The organism is Pseudomonas sp. GW821-FHT02C04 (genome assembly GCF_059421845.1).
Map to the genome: position 1 here is coordinate 1,053,758 of NZ_JBWKVT010000001.1, position 18,111 is coordinate 1,071,868.

The window sequence follows — 18,111 nt, forward strand, 5'->3', positions numbered from 1 at the left end:
CTGCCCTCCCCTAGACCAGTGTCGAATCGATCAGCGCCAACGGATGATCGCCCTGTGTCGCACGCACATCGGTGATCCCCAGATAGTTGCGCAACTGATCGGCCGCCACGGTCATCGGCCCCGGAGACGGCGCCGCGCCCGGTGCCGGTTGTGGATACGCCGTGCCACGGGCGGTGTGGAAGGTGATGTTGCCTTCGACTTTCTGGATGACCTGATGGATGTGGCCGTTCAACACCGTCACCGAGCCGTACTTGCGCAACATCGCAATCGCCTGATCGCCATCCTCGGTGCCCCAGCCCCATGGCTGATAGATCGTCCACAGCGGAATGTGGGTGAACACGACGATGGGCGTACTGGTCGAAACCGCGCGCAGATCATCAGCCAGCCAGGCCAGTTGATCGGCGCCGAGGGTCGCTTCATGGCCTGCCTGGAAGTTGAAGACATTGACCAGCGCGATGAAATGCACGCCATGGTCATCGAAGCTGTACCAGCCGTTGCCTTTGGTGCCCTTGCCGTAACGTTCCAGATAGAGCTTGCCGCCGCCCTCGTCGAGGGTGTCGTGTTCACCGGGGATGTAATGCACGGTAGACGGCAGGCCTTTGAGCACCTGCGCCGCCGTATCGAACTCCTCGGCCTTGGACAGGTGCGTGATGTCGCCGGTGTGCAGGATCAGCGACGGCCGTTTCGGCAGTGCGATGACCTTGTCGATCGCCACTTGCAGCGTTTTCACCGGTTCCGGATTGGCTTCCTTGTTGAAGCCGATGTGCGAATCGCTGATCTGCACGAAATGAAAGGTGCTGGCCAACGCCTTGGGGTCGGTGACGTTACCCGCCTCATCCATCGCAAACGCTCTGGGAATACCGCCGCTCAAAGCCCAGAGGACGCCGGCCCCGGCCCACGCCGAGCATTTGAGCAGCGTTCGCCGGTCGGGGTTGTGCAGCAAGCCGTCGGTGCGCAGTGGATGTTTTGCTTGATTGTCCATGGGGATGTCCTCGCTGGCGGACTACAGTGATGTAGCTGACACCAGGTAGAACCACGCGGGGCGAACGTTTATTCCACGCTGCAAAACAAATTCTTTTCAGGGAATAAAACACGACGCATCACGGTTATAGGGGTGTGACGGTGCGGAAACCACTATGAATCGATTTGAGGAACTGATTGCGCCGCACCTGGACGCGGCTTACAACCTCGCGCGCTGGATCACAGGCAACGACAGCGCTGCACGGGACGTCGTGCAGGAAAGCGCCCTGCGCGCCTTCAGGTTTTTGCAGCGCTTTGCCGATGGCAACGCCAAGGCCTGGTTCCTGACCATCGTGCGCAACGAAAGCTACACCTGGCTCAAAGCCTCGGCCGGACGCCAGTGGGTCGCTTTCGATGACGAAACCGGCGATAGCAGCGATAGCGGCGGCGCACTGAGCCACAGCCAGAGCCCGGAACTGCTGGCCATTCACACGGAAAACGCGGCGTTGCTCCAGCAGGCACTGAGCGCCTTGCCGCCGGCGTTTCGCGAGGTCATTGTGCTCAAGGAACTCGAAGACATGCCCTACAAGGACATCGCCCTGGTGGTCGATATTCCCATCGGCACCGTCATGTCGAGACTGGCCCGGGCGCGTGCCATGCTCAAGCTCGAACTACTGAAGTTGCACGATCATGAATGAACTCGACTGCACGGTTTGCCGGACACAACTGCATGGTTATCTGGATCAGGAACTTGATCCTGCGATGGCTGCGGATGTCGCTGCGCATCTGGCCACGTGCGCCGACTGCGCGCGGCTTCATGATCAAGCGAAACTGCTGAAGACCAGCGTGAAACGCCATGCGACGTATTACTCCGCACCGGAGTCGTTGACTGCCAGCGTGCTTGCCGCCGTTGCTCCTGCATCGCCGAGCCCGTTCGAACGTTGGCGAAAATGGTTCGCCCCGGCATTTTCCGCAGCGGCCCTGGCCTTGGCGATGGTGCTTTACGTGGCAACACCGGGCAGCGAACAACCGTTGATGGACGAAGCCGTCTCCAGCCACGTGCGCTCGTTGATGGGGCAGCACCTGAACGACGTGGTGTCGTCCGACCGGCACACCGTGAAACCCTGGTTCACCGGCAAACTCGACTTCTCGCCGCCCGTCGTCGACTACTCGGCGCAAGGCTTTCCACTGCTCGGCGGACGGCTGGATTACCTGCAACACCAGACCACTGCTGCCCTGAGTTACGGCCGCGCAAAACACATCATCAATGTGTTTATCCTGCCGACAACGGACGCCGACAAACCGTCGCAGAGCCAGACGATTCGCGGTTTCAACGTGATTTCCTGGCAGGCCGGTCACATGCGTTTCGTGCTGGTTTCGGATGTCGAGAAAAGTGAGCTGGAGGCGTTCAGCCAATTGCTCAGGAATGGGGTCTGAAGCAGGCGCAGCCCATCGCTTGACCGACTGCGCCCGGCCCTCAGTTGATCATGAGGGCGTTGTAATCCGCATTCAGCGTGACCAGGTGCGTCTTGTACCGATTGATCAGCGAAGACAGATCGCTGCGCGAGTAGTCGCTGTTCTTCAGGCGCTCAAGTGCCAAGGCAAAGCCTTTCCAGACATTGGCCACTGCGGTGATCTCTTCACCCGCGACCCGCCGCTGACGGCTGATCTCGACGATCGCACTGGCATCCGACAGCACATCCTCTGCCGCTTGCAGATCGGTATTGAGCGCATTCATTGCCTGGGAAATGCTCTGGATTTCCTTGTCCAGATTGTTGCGAGCCGTCGCCAGTTCGCTGTACTTGATGCCATCGGACACCACGCCCAGCACTTTGCGCACCAGTTCGATGCCCTGCTTCACCGCCTCTTTCTTCGGGTTGGCCATGTCGATGCTGTCGAGCGCCTTGCCCGACGGGATCGCGTTCTTGTACATCTCGGCCAGATTGAACTCGCGAATCACCTCCTGAGCCTTGACCAGGGTGTCGCGTTGCTCCACACAGGTCGCCTTGCTCCGGCAGTGTTCATCCAGATGCGCCAGGATCCGAGCCTTGCGCTGTTTGGCAACACTCAACGGCTCATTGGCGCGCTCACCGATTTCGACGCTGTAGACACTGCGCACATCGTTGTCCAGACGCTGCGCGCACTCTGCAAACCGTGCCTCCACACGTTCGAACATCGCCTCGACGATCCCTTTGATATTGCGGATTTCTGCGCTGAGCAGGGCGCGGTCTTCGGCCGTCAGGTCATCCCGGCCGAGGGTGTCACGCAATTCTTCGAGCGCCGAGAAATAGCTGTCCCCGGACGCGTTGCTCAATGCCGTCAACAGAACCGGAAACGCTTCGCGCAGGGTCTGATCGGTGTTGTTCAAGTACGCGGCAACTTGTTGCGCGCGTTCTTGCAGCACGTCGGATTGAACATTGCGAAAACGCGCCAGGGTCGAAATGTCGCGAATGGTCTGCACGATGCTCTTCACATCGACCGTCGGGATATGCGGGGTATTGATGGGTGTAACGCCGTTCATGGCAATAATCCTCAAAGCGAAGGGGCAATCAGTTGAATGATTTCTTGTATTCGTCCAGGGCGGCATTGAAGGTTGCCAGCAACTCCCCGGCGGTGCTTTTCACGTCACGCCACGGGTCGATCACCAGCGCGAACTCGGCCACGAACGTGGTCAGGCGCAAGGCATCGTTGATGCGCTCGAACTGTTGCGCCGAGGCATCGATCTTGCTGAGCATGGTTTGCCACATGGTGTTGAGGATGTTCAGCGCGGCTTCTGCGCCGGCCATGCGAATGCCGATGTCGCCGAAATTCGACATCGAACTCTCGATGGCGCTCTGCAGGCTTTGCTTGCCGCTGACGCTCTCTTCCAGCGCATCGACCTCGGCCTTCAGGGCATTGCGCTCCTTGCGCGCGGTCTCGGCCTTGGGGCCGAAGATCGAGCCTGAAATCGGCCAGAAGATCGGCAGCACACCGGAGAACGACATGCCGACGTAATAGTCGTAGTCTTTGTCCAGTTGGGTGATCCGCTCCTTCTTTTCCTTGATGGTCTGTTGGGTGCTGGCGATCGATTCCACCAGGTTGTGGCGCTCCATCAAGTCGTACTTGCCCTTCACTTCCGACTGCAGGCCGAATACCCGCTTGCCGGTCGACAAATCACCACCGGACAGTTCGATCTTGAAGTTGGAGATGCGATCCTTGAGCTCTCGTGTCGCACCCTGCTGGCGCTGAATGTCGACCTTCATCAGCTTGATGATTTCAGTCACTGCCGAGGCCACTTCGCCATCGTCCGACGTGTACGTGATGCCGGCCAGATCATTCCCGGTCATTTGCCCGAAGGTGGTCCTGACGCGCTCCATGATCGGCATTTCCTTGATCACGGAAATGATTTCCCCGCCGCTGCTGACGATGTTTTTCGCCGCCGCAGCCAGATCGCTGCTCTGCTGGAGGATCTTGGTTTCAACCGCATCCCAACTGGCGGCGTGAATGCGGATCTTTTTGAACAGCACCTGGATGTCGGCCGGCTCCAGGCCTGCGACATCGATCTTCTTGTACTTGAGGTACGACTCGACTTCCGGCAGGTCGCCGGGCAGCGACAGGCCCTTTTTCACGTACTGCTTGATCTTGATCACATCTTCTCGGGTCAATAACCCGGCGTCGCGTGCAACGCCCGGATATTGCCCGGAGATAAGATGAAGAACCGCTTGCGGCAGGTTGTTACTGCTTTCCGACTCTTTCAATGGAACAGCCATCTTGAATGCCTCTATTCATACAGCCGGTGCAACCATTGCACCGGCCCGCAGAACGCTAGATGACTTTCCTGAAGGAGCAGAAGAAACAGAACGATTCGATAAAACCTTCGTAAGACTTTAATTTATATGGATTTAGACCAAAAGAGCCGTGTAGATGAAACATCGAGCAACAGACGCCGGAAGAGTCTTACAGACAACGGTTACTTTCGGGCCGTTAAACACACGGCAATCCGTACTCAACGCAATAAAGCGCACTTTTCATAGTGCGTTTTATTTGCTCGAACGCTTGAGCGTCTCACTGGGAAGTTCATTGAACAGCGCCCGATAGCTGTTGGAAAACCGCCCCAGGTGCCAGAACGACCAGTTCATCGCCACTTCGGCCACCGTGGTGCCTGAAACGGCCCCCCTGAGCAGTTCCCGGCGGGCACTGTTGAGCCGGCGCAGGCGCAACCACTGGGTCGGTGACATGCCCGTGTAGGCCTTGAAGGTCTGCTGCAATTGCCGCAACGAAACCCCGGCCACCTGGGACAGTTCCAGCAAGTTGAGGGTTTCTTCCGGCGAATCCGCCGCCCATTCGCCCACCCGTTTCATGGTCGTGCGCTCTTCAGTGCGGCGCTGCAAACCACCGCGGTCCAGGCACACGCAAGCGTTGTCGAGGATGAACAGGCAATCCTCCAGCAACTGTTGGGTCAGTGCTTCTTTGCTTGGCTGATCAAGGGTTTGCGACAACTTCGTGAGAGTCGAGCTTAACCAGCGACTGAACAGCGCGTTTTGCGCGCCGTTGAGCGGCGCCATGAACAAACCTTCCAGCCGGGCCACGTCCAGGCCGTTGCGGCGGACGAACTCCGGGCCGAACACCACGGCGATTTCCTGATAGTTCTCCGGGGTGATCCAGATGTTGCGGCTCTCTTCGTTCAGCAGGTACAGCGCGTTGTCACTGCGATCGAAACAGAACGCCAGAGCCCCCGACGGCGCACTGAAATTCTGCTCGACCCGGGTGTTCATCTGTTCTTCGTAGACCTCCACCCCCTGCAAGTCCAGATAGCGGATTCGCCCGGCAAAATGCCCCGGCGACATCTGTTGGTAATGCTGGACCCAGCCCGGTGTGGCGCGAACCTGTTCGGCGACATCGGCGGTGTTGAAAGCTTGAACCTGTAGCGGATTACACGTTGTCATGGGAGACCTTGCGCACTCTTTTGGTGCGCTTTGGTGCTGCTTAAAGTGGATAGATGGAACGGCAAGGCCCGCCCAAGATAGTCGTCAACGCGCCACAGGGGAAGCCTGCGAAAGATGAAATCGCACTTCCCCCGCGTCAATAAAACCAACGACGAGGTCTTTATGAATGCCCCTTTCGATCAGCTGTTCACATGGCTGAAAGATCACAAGATTACCGAAGTGGAATGCGTGGTCAGCGACCTGACCGGCATCGCCCGCGGCAAAATTGCACCGACCAACAAGTTCCTGCATGAGCGAGGCATGCGCCTGCCGGAAAGTGTGCTGCTGCAAACGGTAACCGGGGATTTTGTCGACGACGACATCTACTACGACCTGCTCGACCCGGCCGACATCGACATGGTCTGCAAACCGGTGAGCGACGCGGTGTACGTGGTGCCATGGGCCATCGAGCCGACGGCCATCGTGATCCACGACACCTTCGACAAGTTCGGCAACCCGATCGAACTGTCGCCGCGCAACGTGCTGAAGAAAGTCTTGCAGCTGTACACCGACAAGGGCTGGAAACCGATTGTCGCGCCGGAAATGGAGTTCTACCTGACCCAGCGTTGCGAAGACCCGGACTTACCATTGAAGGCACCGCTGGGCCGTTCCGGTCGCGCTGAAAGCGGTCGTCAGTCGTTCTCGATCGATGCGGCCAACGAATTCGACCCGCTGTTCGAAGACGTCTACGACTGGTGTGAACTGCAAGGCCTGGATCTCGACACACTGATCCACGAAGACGGCCCGGCACAGATGGAAATCAACTTCCGTCACGGCGACGCACTGGACCTCGCCGACCAGATCACCGTGTTCAAGCGCACCCTGCGTGAAGCCGCGCTCAAGCACAACGTCACCGCGACGTTCATGGCCAAACCGATTGGCGATGAGCCTGGCAGCGCCATGCACTTGCACCAGAGCGTGGTGGAAATCGCCACCGGCAAGCCGATTTTTGCGAATGCCGACGGCACCATGAGCGATCTGTTCCGCCATCACATCGGCGGTCTGCAGAAATTCATCCCGAAAGTGCTGCCGATGTTCGCGCCCAACGTGAACTCGTTCCGTCGATTCCTGCCGGACACCTCGGCACCGGTCAACGTCGAATGGGGCGAAGAAAACCGCACTGTCGGCCTGCGGGTTCCAACCTCCGGCCCTGAAGCGATGCGCGTGGAAAACCGTCTGCCCGGCGCTGACGCCAACCCTTACCTGGCGATCGCCGCGAGCCTGCTGTGCGGTTACATCGGCATGGTCGAGGGCATCGAGCCAAGTGCCGCCGTCGAAGGCCGCGCCTATGAGCGCCGCAACCTGCGCCTGCCGATCACCATCGAAGAAGCCCTGACCCAGATGGAAGAGTGCGACACCGTCGCCGAGTATCTGGGCAGCAAGTTCGTGCGCGGCTACGTGGCGGTGAAACGTGCCGAGCATGAAAACTTCAAGCGCGTGATCAGCTCCTGGGAGCGTGAGTTCCTGTTGTTGAGCGTTTAAGCCTGCGACCTGATCGCTCCCGGACACTGTCCGGGAGCGATCCCTACCGACTTTACGAGCATAAAAAATCCAACTCGAAGAGGTGTCGATATGCGTCTGTTGAAATCCCTGATCCCCGCCGCTCTGGCCCTGGCGTGCAGCGCAGGTGCGCAAGCCCAACCCCAGGTCAGCGTCTACAACTGGACCGATTACATCGGCCCGACCACCCTCGCCGACTTCCAGGCCGGCAGCGGGATCAAGGTGATCTACGACGTCTTCGATTCCAACGAAACCCTCGAAGGCAAACTGCTCGCCGGTCGCACCGGTTACGACGTGGTGGTGCCGTCCAACCACTTCCTGGCCCGTCAGGTGAAGGCCGGGGCGTTCCTCAAGCTGGATCGCTCGCAACTGCCGAACTGGAAGAACCTCGACCCGAAACTGCTGGCCCTGCTCGAGAAAAACGATCCGGGCAACGAGCACTCGGTGCCGTATCTGTGGGGCACCAACGGCATCGGCTACAACGTCGACAAGGTCAAACAGGTGCTGGGCATTGACCACATCGATTCCTGGGCCGTGCTGTTCGAACCGGAGAACCTGAAAAAACTCACCCAGTGCGGCGTGTCGATGATGGACTCGGCCGACGAAGTGTTCCCGGCGATCCTCAATTACATGGGCATGGACCCGCGCAGCGAGAACCCGGAAGACTTCAAGAAGGCTGAAGCCAAACTGCTGAGCATCCGTCCGTACATCACCTACTTCCACTCCTCGAAATACGTGTCGGATCTGGCCAACGGCGACATCTGCGTGGCCTTCGGTTACTCCGGCGACGTGTTCCAGGCCGCCAACCGCGCCAAGGAAGCGAACAACGGCGTGAACATCGCCTATGCGATTCCCAAGGAAGGCGCGAACCTGTGGTTCGACCTGCTGGCGATTCCCGCCGATGCCGGCAACACCAAGGAAGCCCACGCCTTCATCAATTACCTGCTCGATCCGCAAGTGATCGCCAAGGTCAGCGCCTCGGTCGGGTATGCCAACCCGAACCCGCCGGCCAAGCAATACATGGACGTCGCACTGGTCAGCAATCCTGAGGTTTATCCACCTCAGGAGGTGCTCGACAAACTCTACATTTCCACCACCCCGCCCCAGTCGATCATGCGTCTGATGACCCGTTCCTGGAGCAAAGTGAAGTCGAACAAATGAATCAATACACCCAGGAACACGCCCGCTCGTATTACGCCGCATCAGCCCGGTCGAGCACGCCCTACCCGGCGCTTGAAGCCGACCTGATCGCCGATGTCTGCGTGATCGGCGGTGGTTTCACCGGCGTCAACACCGCCATCGAACTGGCACAACGAGGCCTCTCGGTGGTGCTGCTTGAAGGCCGGCGCATCGGTTGGGGCGCCAGCGGGCGCAACGGCGGCCAGTTGATCCGTGGCATCGGCCATGAAGTCGAGGGCTTCGCCCGCCATGTCGGCGCAGAAGGCGTGCGTTACCTGCAACAGGCCGGCGTCGACTCGGTGGAACTGGTGCGCCGGCGCATCGGCGACAACGCCATCGAGTGCGACCTGCGCTGGGGCTTCTGCGAACTGGCCAACACCACGGCGCAGTTCGAGGCGTTCAAAGCTGAACAGGAAAGCCTCGCGGTCTCGGGTTATGCCCATGAAACGCGTCTGGTCGGCCCCGAAGACATTCGACGGCAAGTGGTCAACGCCGATGTCTACAAAGGTGGCCTGATCGACATGGGTTCGGGTCATCTGCACCCGCTCGATCTGGTCCAGGGCGAAGCGCGGCTGGCAGCTTCGCTCGGGGTGCGGATCTTCGAGCAGAGCCCGGTGCTGGAAATCAGCCACGGTGCGACGGTACAAGTGCGCTGCGCCTCGGGCACAGTGCGCGCTGGTAGCCTGGTGCTCGGTTGCAACGCCCACCTGGATGAACTCGAGCAACAGCTCAGCGGTAAAGTCCTGCCGGCGGGCAGCTACATCATCGCCACGGAGCCCTTGTCCAGGGAACGCGCCGCCGAACTGATCCCGCAGAACCTGGCACTCTGCGACCAGAAGGTCGGCCTCGACTATTACCGGCTCTCGGCGGATCGGCGTCTGCTGTTCGGCGGTGCCTGCCACTACTCCGGGAAGGATCCGGCGGACATCGCCGCGTACATGCGACCGAAGATGCTCAAGGTCTTCCCGCAACTGGCAGATGTGCGCATCGACTATCAATGGGGTGGCAAGATCGGCATCACCGCCAACCGCTTCCCGCAGGTCGGGCGCCTCAAGCAGCACCCGAACGTGTTCTACGCCCAGGGCTATTCCGGCCATGGCCTGAACGTCACGCACTGGTGCGCCAAATTGCTGGGCGAAGCGATTCACGCAGGCCACAGCCAGGGCATGGACGTGTTCAGCGGTGTGCCGCACATGACCTTCCCCGGCGGCCCGGCGCTGCGCTCGCCGTTGTTGGCACTGGGCATGTTCTGGTATCGCCTGCGGGAAATGCTCGGCTGAACCTCGCGGCTTGAAGCGACCTGCACATTTGCTCTATCGCAAAGCACTTCTATATTGATGAAGTGCTTTTGCGTTCCTGACGCTCAGTGCCCAACACACTCTGGAGGTCATGGATGGAGTCGTCAGCCGCCGATCAACCGCGAGCACCCGGTCAGGCACCGATCAAGACCCGCCGCTTCAGCATTTCGCTGGTGTGGATCGTGCCGATTGTCGCCGTGCTGGTGGGCATTTCGCTGGTGGTGCACAACCTGATGCAGGAAGGCCCGACGATCGTCGTCACCTTCAAGACCGGCAGCGGTCTGACCGCCAACAAGACCGAAGTCAAATACCGCAACGTGGTGGTCGGCCAGGTCTCGGATGTCGAACTGAGCGACGACCAGAAGAGCGTCAACGCCACGATCAAGCTGTCCAAGCAGGCCGAAACTTTCACCCGCGAAGACTCGCAATTCTGGGTGGTACGCCCGCGTATCGGCGCGGGTGGCGTGTCGGGCATCGATACCCTGCTGTCTGGCGACTACATTGGTGCCGATATCGGCCAATCGAACGATCGCGCCAAGTACTTCAAAGGGCTGGAAAACCCGCCCCCGATCACCTATGGCGAACCGGGCAGGCGCTTCAACCTGCACGCTTCGGATCTGGGTTCGCTGGACATCGGCTCCCCGGTCTACTACCGCAAGATCCCGGTCGGCCAAGTGGTGGCCTATGCCCTGGACCCCGACGGCAAAGGCGTGAACATCGAAGTGTTCATTCACGCGCCGAACGATGCCTATGTCACGGAAAACACCCGGTTCTGGAACGCCAGCGGCATTGACGTCAATGTCGGTGCCAATGGTTTTGCGGTGAAAACCGAATCGCTGTCGACCTTGCTGGTCGGTGGCATTGCCTTCCGCGCACCCGATTACAGCCCCAACGATGTCGCCGCGGCGGATGAAAAGTCCTTCGATCTGTTCGAAGACCAGATGACCGCCCTCGCCCCGCCCAACGGCAAGCCGCAGTACCTGAGCCTGCGTTTCGATCAGGCGCTGCGCGGTCTCAAGGTCGATGCCCCGGTGGAATTCCTCGGTATGGAGATCGGCCGGGTGGTGAGCATCAACCTCGACTTCGACGAGAAAAAACGCAGCTTCCCGCTCAACGTCGGCATCGTGATCTACCCGCAACGTCTCGGTCGGGCCCATGAAAAGATGCTCAAGGTGCTCAACCACAACCCGGACGACGAAGCCGCTGGCGTGCGTCTGATCGGCACCTTCATCGACAACGGCCTGCGCGCCCAGGCTCGCAGCGGCAACCTTCTCACGGGTCAGCTGTACATCGCTTTGGACTTCTTCCCCAAAGCCGAAAAAGTCGCGTTTGACCCCACCGCTCGCCCGATCAGCGTTCCGACCGTCCCCGGCAGCCTCGAACAGTTGCAGGAAAAACTCGAGGCCATGGTCGACAAACTCAACAAGCTGCCGGTGGAACGCATCGCCGGCAATCTCGACAGCAATCTGGTGGAACTGCGCAAAGGCCTGACCCAATTCAACGCCAAAACCCTGCCCGGTGTTCAGAGCACCCTGGCGGACGTGAGCAAGACTCTGCAATCGGCGAGTTCGACGCTGGCTGAAGACTCGCCGCAACGCGAACAACTGACCCAGACCCTCGACGAACTCGGGCGCATGTCGCGCTCGTTGCGTGAACTGTCGGATTACCTGGGCCGTCATCCGGAATCGCTGATTCGCGGTCGCCCCGACAACGCCGCGCCGCTGGATCTCAAAGGACCGCCGCGCAATTGAGCACAGGAGCTGTCCCATGGCTTTACCGCTGAAGTTCACCGTGCTCGCTGCGTGCCTGCTGCTGGGCGCCTGCCGCAGCGACCCGATCAGCTTTCATACCCTGACCCCGGCACAACCGGCGGCCGGCAGATCGGGCTCGGACATCACGATTGAAGGCATCAGCGTGCCGCCGCAGGTCGACCGGCCGCAGATCGTCATCCGCCAGGGCAACAGTGGCCTGGCGATTCTGGAAACCGAATGGTGGGGCGCCAGCCTGGCCGATGAACTGCGCAGTGCGCTGGTGGATCAACTGAGCAACGCCGGCGGGTCGCGCAAAGTCTCGGTGCGGATCGACGTGCAGCGTTTCGATTCGATTCCCGGGCAGTACGCGCTGATCGACGCCAAATGGCGGCTGCGCGCGGCCGGTGAATCCGACAAGGGGCTGCTCACCTGCCGTTCAGTCCTGCAAACCCCGTCCGGGCCGAGCATCAATGAACTGGTGATTGCACAACAAAACAACGTCAAGCGCCTGGCTGCGCAGATCACTCAGGCGGCGGGCAATGGACGGGGCTGTCCGCCGGCGTCCTGAGTGGCAGGGTTCAACGCCACGCTGAAGCGGCAACCGTTGGATTCGCCCGTACTCAGGTTCACCTGCCATTGCTGTCGCTTGCAGATCCGCTGCACCAGCGACAATCCCAGCCCAAGCCCCTCTCCCCGACCTTCATCACCGCGCACGAAGGGCTGAAATACGGCCTGGCGCTGTTCTTCCGGAATGCCGATGCCACTGTCCTCCACCACGAAGCCGTTGGCCCTCAAGGTCAATCGGACAAAACCCCGATCGGTGTAATGCCAGGCATTGCGCAGCAGGTTACCCATCACCGATTGCAGAAACGTCAGGTTAAAACGTTCCATGCAGGGCTGATCCACGTCGTAGTAAAACTCCAGCCCTTTTTCGCGAATCAGTCGGCCCCAGATCTCGCACTGAGCATCGGCGACTTCCTTGAGGGTGACGCAAATATCATTGCCGGCATCATCCTCGGCGCGAGCCAGCATCAGGAAGGTATCGACCAGTTGGCGCATCTCGTGGCTGGCCCGGGCGATGCGATTGACCTGTGCGGTCGAACGGGGATCCAGCGACGGATTGGCGAGCAACAATTCGCAGGAGCCGCCCAGCACCATCAACGGCGTGCGCAGTTCATGGCTGACATCGCTGGTGAACAGTTTTTCGCGGCTCAGGGTTTCGCGCAAACGCCCCAGTGTCTGATCGAACGACAACGCCAGTTCCCCCACTTCATCCGCCGCATAGTCCGGGTGCAATGGGGGCGCCAGCACCAACAGCTGATCGCGGTGGCGAACCTGGCGAGCCAGGCGAATGACCGGCGCCATCACCCGCCGCGCCAACAGCCGACCGAGCATGATCGCCAGCAGGATACTCAAGAGAAAACCGACCGTGACCACGATGAACAGCAACCGCTCGCGTTGTTCTAGGCTTTCCTGATCACGCAGTAGCACGTATTTGCGCCCGCCGACCACCTCGACCATCGCGAAAAAATCGTCGCCGTTGAACATGATTTCCTGGAATCCGGGTGACAGCGCCGCCAGTGACGGAATCAGTGCCATGGGTCCGGGTCCGCCTTCGAAGAAAAACAATTCACTCTTTTCCGGCTGATGGCTCCAGCGATTGATGTCATCCATCGCCAGCAACCGGTGCAGGCCGCCACTCAGGGTGCTGGTGGCCAGTTTGTGTTCGACCACATGCACGGCGGCAACGATGCCCAGCGCAAACACCCCGGCGACCAGGGCGCTCATCAAAGCGAACACGATGACGATCCGTTTCGTCAGGCTTTGCTTGAGGTCCATTCGGGTCGATGACTCCACTGCTGATTTCAGACTTCGCGGTCAAAAACAGGCGAGCGCCGCGACATTGACCGAACCTTCGCAGCTTCACCGCAAACATAAACATTTGTTAAGCCAGGCCGGTAAAAAAAGGGTATTTGAGTCTGGTTATCAAACACCCGATTAATTGTGCAGTTTCAACTCTCGCAAATTTTTCACATGTTCTTCACTGCCCCCCAACGTGCACAAACGTAATGTTCAGCCAATATTCAAGTTCACAACTATAAAAGTTGGTTAAATCGCCGGCCAATCTCGCCTGCGACGTCAAGGGGCATGCCGTGGAGCGACAGATGCAATTAACAGCGACATATAAACAACGCCGGACGCTGCGACTTGGAAGACTGCTGACCATCATCGGTTCGTTGCTGTCCATCGCGCTGGTCAGCGGCTTTGTCTGGATGACCCGTTCGCCCATCGATCTGGGCCAGGCCGGACATGCGGCCAAGGCTGATTTGACCAAGGCCTGGCAGGCCGGCGAAGTCGTTGCTCTGGTGCGTCATGCCGAACGTTGCGACCGTTCCGACAATCTTTGCCTGGGCCCGGCCGACGGCATCACCAAGGCCGGCAACGAATCGGCCGCACTGGTGGGCAAAGGCTTCGTGGCACTGGGCATGCAGCAGGCTCAGGTGTTCACCAGCCCGCTGACCCGTACCGTGCAAACGGCACGTGCCATGTTCGGGCAGGACGCCGCCGCCCAGATCTGGCTTGAGTCCTGTGGTTCGTCACTGCGCAACGACGTGGTGGCGCACAAGGTGGCGCAACGCAATCTGGTGCTGGTCACCCACAGCGGCTGCATCAGCGATTTTGAAAAACAGACCGGTTTCCCCCACGCGATCGCCGCCGATTACAGCAGCACCCTGTTTGTTCGCATCGATGACAAGGGCCAACTTAAAGTGCTGGGCATCATGAATGCCGACGCCTGGTCCCAACTCAATAGTCATTAATGCTTTAGTTGGATCGGGCCGGCAAGGCTGAACTTTTTTCAACTAGCCAAGCGCAGTTTTCATTATTTTGTAATGAGAGATGTATCTGCCCCCGATTTACTGGACAACTGTTTTTTTTAAGCTTGGCTTTATCGCGAGAACTTCGGCCTGGAGGTACGACAGTTCTCTGGATACAGGAAACGCCCGACACCTGCATTCATTCAACACGATGACACGCCCGCTCAGGAACGCGCCGGGCAGGTCATCGACACAAGAACTTCGTTCGGTACCAAGGCTCTGTCATGACGTCTGAAAACAACCCGCTGCGACACGCTGCCCGTCATTTTCCCCCAACCACGACTTTCGAACGCTTGGCCATCCCCGGCCTGATTCTGGCTTTCGTGGTGTTTTACCTGCTGCCGTTGATGACTCACGGCCTGTGGATCCCCGATGAAACCCGCTACGGTCAGATCAGCCAGGAAATGCTGCTCAGCGGCAACTGGGTGGCCCCGCACTTCATGGGCATCCGTTATTTCGAGAAGCCGATCGCCGGTTACTGGATGATTGCGATCGGTCAGGCGATCTTCGGTGACAACCTGTTCGGCGTGCGAATCGCTTCAGCGTTGAGTACCGGCGCCAGCGTCTGGCTGACCTACCTGATGGCCCGCCGGCTCTGGAACAACCCGCGCATCAGCGCCGCGAGCGCCCTGCTTTATATGAGTTTCGGGCTGATTGCCGGTCAGGCAGGTTATGCCAACCTCGATCCGCAGTTCACCTTGTGGGTCAACCTGAGCATGGTGGCCGTGTGGTTTGCTATCGACAGCCGTACGCCCCGCGCCCGCCTGGGTGGCTGGGCGCTGCTGGGTGTGGCGTGCGGCATGGGCCTGATGACCAAGGGCTTTCTGGCCTTGCTGCTGCCAGTACTGATCGCCCTGCCCTACATGATCTGGCAACGCCGCTTCGGCGAACTGGTGCGCTACGGACTGGTCGCCGTGGTGGTTTGCGTGCTGATCAGCCTGCCGTGGGTGTTGGCTGTTCATTACCGGGAACCTGACTTCTGGCGGTTCTTCTTCTGGCACGAACACATCCGTCGCTTTGCCGCCGGCGATGCCGCGCAACATGCTCGCCCGTGGTGGTTCTATCTGCCGCTGCTGTTCGCCTCCACTCTGCCGTGGGCCGTGCTGCTGCCTTCGACGCTCCTGCGCACCTGGCGTGAAAAGCGTGAGGCGAAAACCGCTTACCTGGCGCTGTGGTTCCTGTTGCCACTGGCCTTTTTCAGCTTGAGCAGCGGCAAACTGCCGACCTACATCATGCCGTGCCTGCTTCCCGTTGCGCTGTTGATGGGGCAGACCGTGGTCAACTGGCTGGATCAGCACAGTGGCCGCGTCCTGCGCCTGAACGGCGTGATCAACACCGTCATCGCCAGCGCTGCGCTGGTGGCGCTGCTTTATCTGCAAGCGACCAAGGAAATCTACGAAAACACCGAGATGTTCAGCCTGTCGCTGGTGTACATCGTGCTGGTGGGCTGGATCATCGCCAACGCCTTGCAGGTGCTGCGACCATTGACGTTGTGGGCGATGCCGGCGCTGGGCATCGGTCTGCTGGTGGCATTGCTGCCTGCGGCCATGCCGGCACAGATCGTCAACAGCAAGATGCCTGACCAGTTCATTGCCGAACATCAACAGGAACTGAGTGAAACCGCGTCCCTGCTGAGCAACGACCTGGGCGCTGCCTCGGCGCTGTCGTGGCGTTTGAAACGGCCGCAAGTGGATCTGTTCAACACCATCGGTGAACTGAAATACGGCCTGGAAGATCCAGCCATGGCTGCGCGAAAAGTCAGCATGGAAGGTGTCGGCCAATGGATGACCGAAGCGCGTAAGAAAGGCGCGGTCGGTGTGGTCTTGCGCGTCAACAGTACGCAGGAAGAGCAGGAAGTCGGATTGCTGCCGGTGGACGGCAAGCACTACCGTCGCGGCAATCTGCAGATCTTCATCTTTCCGCAGAGCCAGCCATGACCTTGCGCAACAATGAACGGGGCGCCCTGCTGCTCCTGCTGACGGCCAGCGCCCTGATGTTGCTGCTCGGCCTGGGCAGCCGCGAGCTCTGGGGCGCGGAAACCCGCTGGGCCAACATCGCGTTGCAGATGCTGCAAAGCGGCGATTACTTCGACCCGTACCTCAAGGGCGATCCCTACTACGACAAACCTCTGTTGTCGTATTGGCTGATCACCGCCACCGCCTGGCTGACCGGAGGCCTGGATCACTGGTCGTTGCGACTGTCTTCGGTGGTGTCCGCGTGGTTGAGCGTCTGGCTGGTGTACCTGCTGGGCGAGCGCCTGTTTCGCAAAGGCACGGGACTGATCGCCGGCTGGATGCTGGCGACCACGTTCTATTTCGTGTTCTGGGCACGGGTCGCCACGGCTGACATCCTGACCGTGTGCGGCGTGTTGGCGGCGGTCTGGTGGTACTGGCGCGGGCCGGATGACACTCGGTTTTCACGCTATTTAGTGTTCTGCGTTTTGCTGTCCCTGACTTCGCTGTTCAAAGGCCTGATCGGCTTCATCCTGCCGGGGCTGGTGCTGTTGCCGCACCTGTTGAATGAAGGCCGCTGGAAGCGCCATCTCAACCTGCGCCTGCTTGCGGCGCTGGTGGTTGCCGGGGCGTTCTATATGACGCCGTTCCTGCTGTCCCATCTCTACGGCGCGCCGAACTACGGGGAAAGCGGCCTGGGGCTGGTCTTGCGGGAAAACGTCGTGCGGTTTTTCCAGCCGTTCGACAACATCGGCCCGATCTACACCTATTTGTTGTATCTGCCGGTGTATACCCTGCCCTGGGCGCCGTGTTGGATCATCGCCCTGTGGGTTGCCGCGCGGAACTGGAAACACATCGAACCGGACACCCGCTGGCTGATTCAGGGCCTGGGGTTGTTGATGCTGTTCTTCACGGCCAGCGGCAGTCGGCGCAGTTACTACGTGCTGCCGCTGGTGCCGTTCGCGCAACTGCTCGGGGCCTGGTGGATCACCCGGCGCATGGCGGCGCGCAATGCCGAAAGCCCGTTCGGCGGGCGTGGCCTGAAAATCGGTTTCGGTGTGGCCACTGTCCTGCTGCTCGGCATTCTCGGCGTGCTTTACCCGTGGACCAACAGCGGTGGCGGCGCGATCCGTTTCGGCGAGACCGTGCGCCTGCAAGCCAGCCAAAAGGCGCCATTGAGTCAGTGGCACATGGTCATGGTCGAGGTGGACAACAAAGTGCCGATGTACCTGCAGACTGGCGGTGCACCGTTCTACTACGTGCCGGAAACCCGGGATTTCCCCCGTGATGGCGATGCCGCCGCGATGTTCGAGTGGCTGGAGCGCACCAGCGGCCGGCATTGGGATCCGCAACGGACCATCTTTGTCGCCCAGTACCGTACCGGTGATCCGGTGCCACTCGAGCAGCTCGGTCGCGACCATCAAGTCATCACCACCACCCCGACCCGCGGCGAACAAGTGTTCCACGGCCGCGAGGATCAAAGCGTCGCCTACCTCCCCCAAGGCTCCTGAAAGACAACGCCGGGTTCGCCCGGCGTCCCCGCCAAGTGACTGCTAACCTGAATGGCAATGACATGTATTAACGGTTTGTTTGACGTTTTTTTCTCATTTACCTCTCTACATTGCCAGCCA

Annotated in this window: 15 protein-coding genes; 10 read left to right on the forward strand and 5 right to left on the reverse strand. The window is 59.9% G+C overall.

Annotated elements, in window-relative coordinates; translation table 11 throughout:
* Positions 1-10: 10 nt before the first annotated feature.
* The gene (locus AC07VV_RS04800; RefSeq protein ID WP_493156366.1) at positions 11-982 is read right to left on the reverse strand and encodes a metallophosphoesterase family protein; all 972 of its coding nucleotides are present in this window, start codon (positions 980-982) and stop codon (positions 11-13) included.
* A 154-nt stretch (positions 983-1,136) separates the two neighbouring features.
* On the opposite strand from AC07VV_RS04800, the gene AC07VV_RS04805 reads away from it, so the two are divergent.
* Together AC07VV_RS04805 and AC07VV_RS04810 are read left to right on the forward strand one after the other, a co-directional pair.
* Positions 1,137-1,658 carry a sigma-70 family RNA polymerase sigma factor gene (locus AC07VV_RS04805; RefSeq protein ID WP_495035492.1) on the forward strand — a complete coding sequence of 174 codons (522 nt, stop codon included), beginning with the start codon at positions 1,137-1,139 and terminating at the stop codon, positions 1,656-1,658.
* Positions 1,651-2,397, forward strand: a complete 747-nt coding sequence (locus AC07VV_RS04810) for an anti-sigma factor family protein (protein ID WP_495035493.1) — start codon at positions 1,651-1,653, stop codon at positions 2,395-2,397. Before AC07VV_RS04805 ends, AC07VV_RS04810 begins: the two co-directional genes overlap by 8 nt.
* A 40-nt stretch (positions 2,398-2,437) precedes the next feature.
* Here the strand turns inward: AC07VV_RS04810 and AC07VV_RS04815 are convergent, their stop codons facing one another.
* From AC07VV_RS04815 to AC07VV_RS04825, 3 genes are all read right to left on the reverse strand, one after another.
* Entirely contained in the window at positions 2,438-3,481 is a 1,044-nt protein-coding gene (locus AC07VV_RS04815) for an alpha-xenorhabdolysin family binary toxin subunit B (RefSeq protein WP_495035494.1), read from the reverse strand.
* A gap of 28 nt (positions 3,482-3,509) precedes the next feature.
* Complete coding sequence (locus AC07VV_RS04820) at positions 3,510-4,709, reverse strand: alpha-xenorhabdolysin family binary toxin subunit A (RefSeq protein ID WP_495035495.1); 1,200 nt, start codon at positions 4,707-4,709, stop codon at positions 3,510-3,512.
* Between the two features lie 270 nt (positions 4,710-4,979).
* Entirely contained in the window at positions 4,980-5,885 is a 906-nt protein-coding gene (locus AC07VV_RS04825; protein WP_495035496.1) for a helix-turn-helix domain-containing protein, read from the reverse strand.
* Positions 5,886-6,047: 162 nt separating this feature from the next.
* Between AC07VV_RS04825 and AC07VV_RS04830 the strand changes: the two genes are divergently transcribed.
* The 5 genes from AC07VV_RS04830 (at position 6,048) to AC07VV_RS04850 (ending at position 12,220) form a co-directional block, all read left to right on the forward strand.
* Entirely contained in the window at positions 6,048-7,406 is a 1,359-nt protein-coding gene (locus tag AC07VV_RS04830) for a glutamine synthetase family protein (RefSeq protein ID WP_096821445.1), read from the forward strand.
* A 90-nt stretch (positions 7,407-7,496) separates the two neighbouring features.
* Complete coding sequence (locus AC07VV_RS04835; RefSeq protein ID WP_192558052.1) at positions 7,497-8,585, forward strand: polyamine ABC transporter substrate-binding protein; 1,089 nt, start codon at positions 7,497-7,499, stop codon at positions 8,583-8,585.
* A complete protein-coding gene (locus tag AC07VV_RS04840; RefSeq protein ID WP_495035497.1) occupies positions 8,582-9,883 on the forward strand; it encodes an NAD(P)/FAD-dependent oxidoreductase in 1,302 nt (433 codons plus the stop codon). The genes AC07VV_RS04835 and AC07VV_RS04840 overlap by 4 nt, the downstream gene beginning before the upstream one ends.
* A 113-nt stretch (positions 9,884-9,996) precedes the next feature.
* The gene (locus AC07VV_RS04845; protein ID WP_096821448.1) at positions 9,997-11,652 is read left to right on the forward strand and encodes a PqiB family protein; all 1,656 of its coding nucleotides are present in this window, start codon (positions 9,997-9,999) and stop codon (positions 11,650-11,652) included.
* Positions 11,653-11,668: 16 nt separating this feature from the next.
* A complete protein-coding gene (locus AC07VV_RS04850; protein WP_495035498.1) occupies positions 11,669-12,220 on the forward strand; it encodes a PqiC family protein in 552 nt (183 codons plus the stop codon).
* Here AC07VV_RS04850 and AC07VV_RS04855 read toward each other — a convergent pair.
* Positions 12,178-13,491 carry a sensor histidine kinase gene (locus AC07VV_RS04855; RefSeq protein WP_495035499.1) on the reverse strand — a complete coding sequence of 438 codons (1,314 nt, stop codon included), beginning with the start codon at positions 13,489-13,491 and terminating at the stop codon, positions 12,178-12,180. The genes AC07VV_RS04850 and AC07VV_RS04855 overlap by 43 nt on opposite strands.
* Before the next feature lie 326 nt (positions 13,492-13,817).
* On the opposite strand from AC07VV_RS04855, the gene pmrG reads away from it, so the two are divergent.
* The 3 genes from pmrG to AC07VV_RS04870 all read left to right on the forward strand — a co-directional run bounded on the left by pmrG (position 13,818) and on the right by AC07VV_RS04870 (position 17,991).
* Positions 13,818-14,471: a lipopolysaccharide core heptose(II)-phosphate phosphatase PmrG gene (pmrG, locus tag AC07VV_RS04860; RefSeq protein WP_495035500.1), complete on the forward strand. Its 654-nt coding sequence runs from the start codon at positions 13,818-13,820 to the stop codon at positions 14,469-14,471.
* Between the two features lie 281 nt (positions 14,472-14,752).
* Entirely contained in the window at positions 14,753-16,465 is a 1,713-nt protein-coding gene (gene arnT / locus AC07VV_RS04865) for a lipid IV(A) 4-amino-4-deoxy-L-arabinosyltransferase (protein WP_495035501.1), read from the forward strand.
* The gene (locus AC07VV_RS04870; protein WP_495035502.1) at positions 16,462-17,991 is read left to right on the forward strand and encodes an ArnT family glycosyltransferase; all 1,530 of its coding nucleotides are present in this window, start codon (positions 16,462-16,464) and stop codon (positions 17,989-17,991) included. The genes arnT and AC07VV_RS04870 overlap by 4 nt, the downstream gene beginning before the upstream one ends.
* Positions 17,992-18,111: the final 120 nt, after the last annotated feature.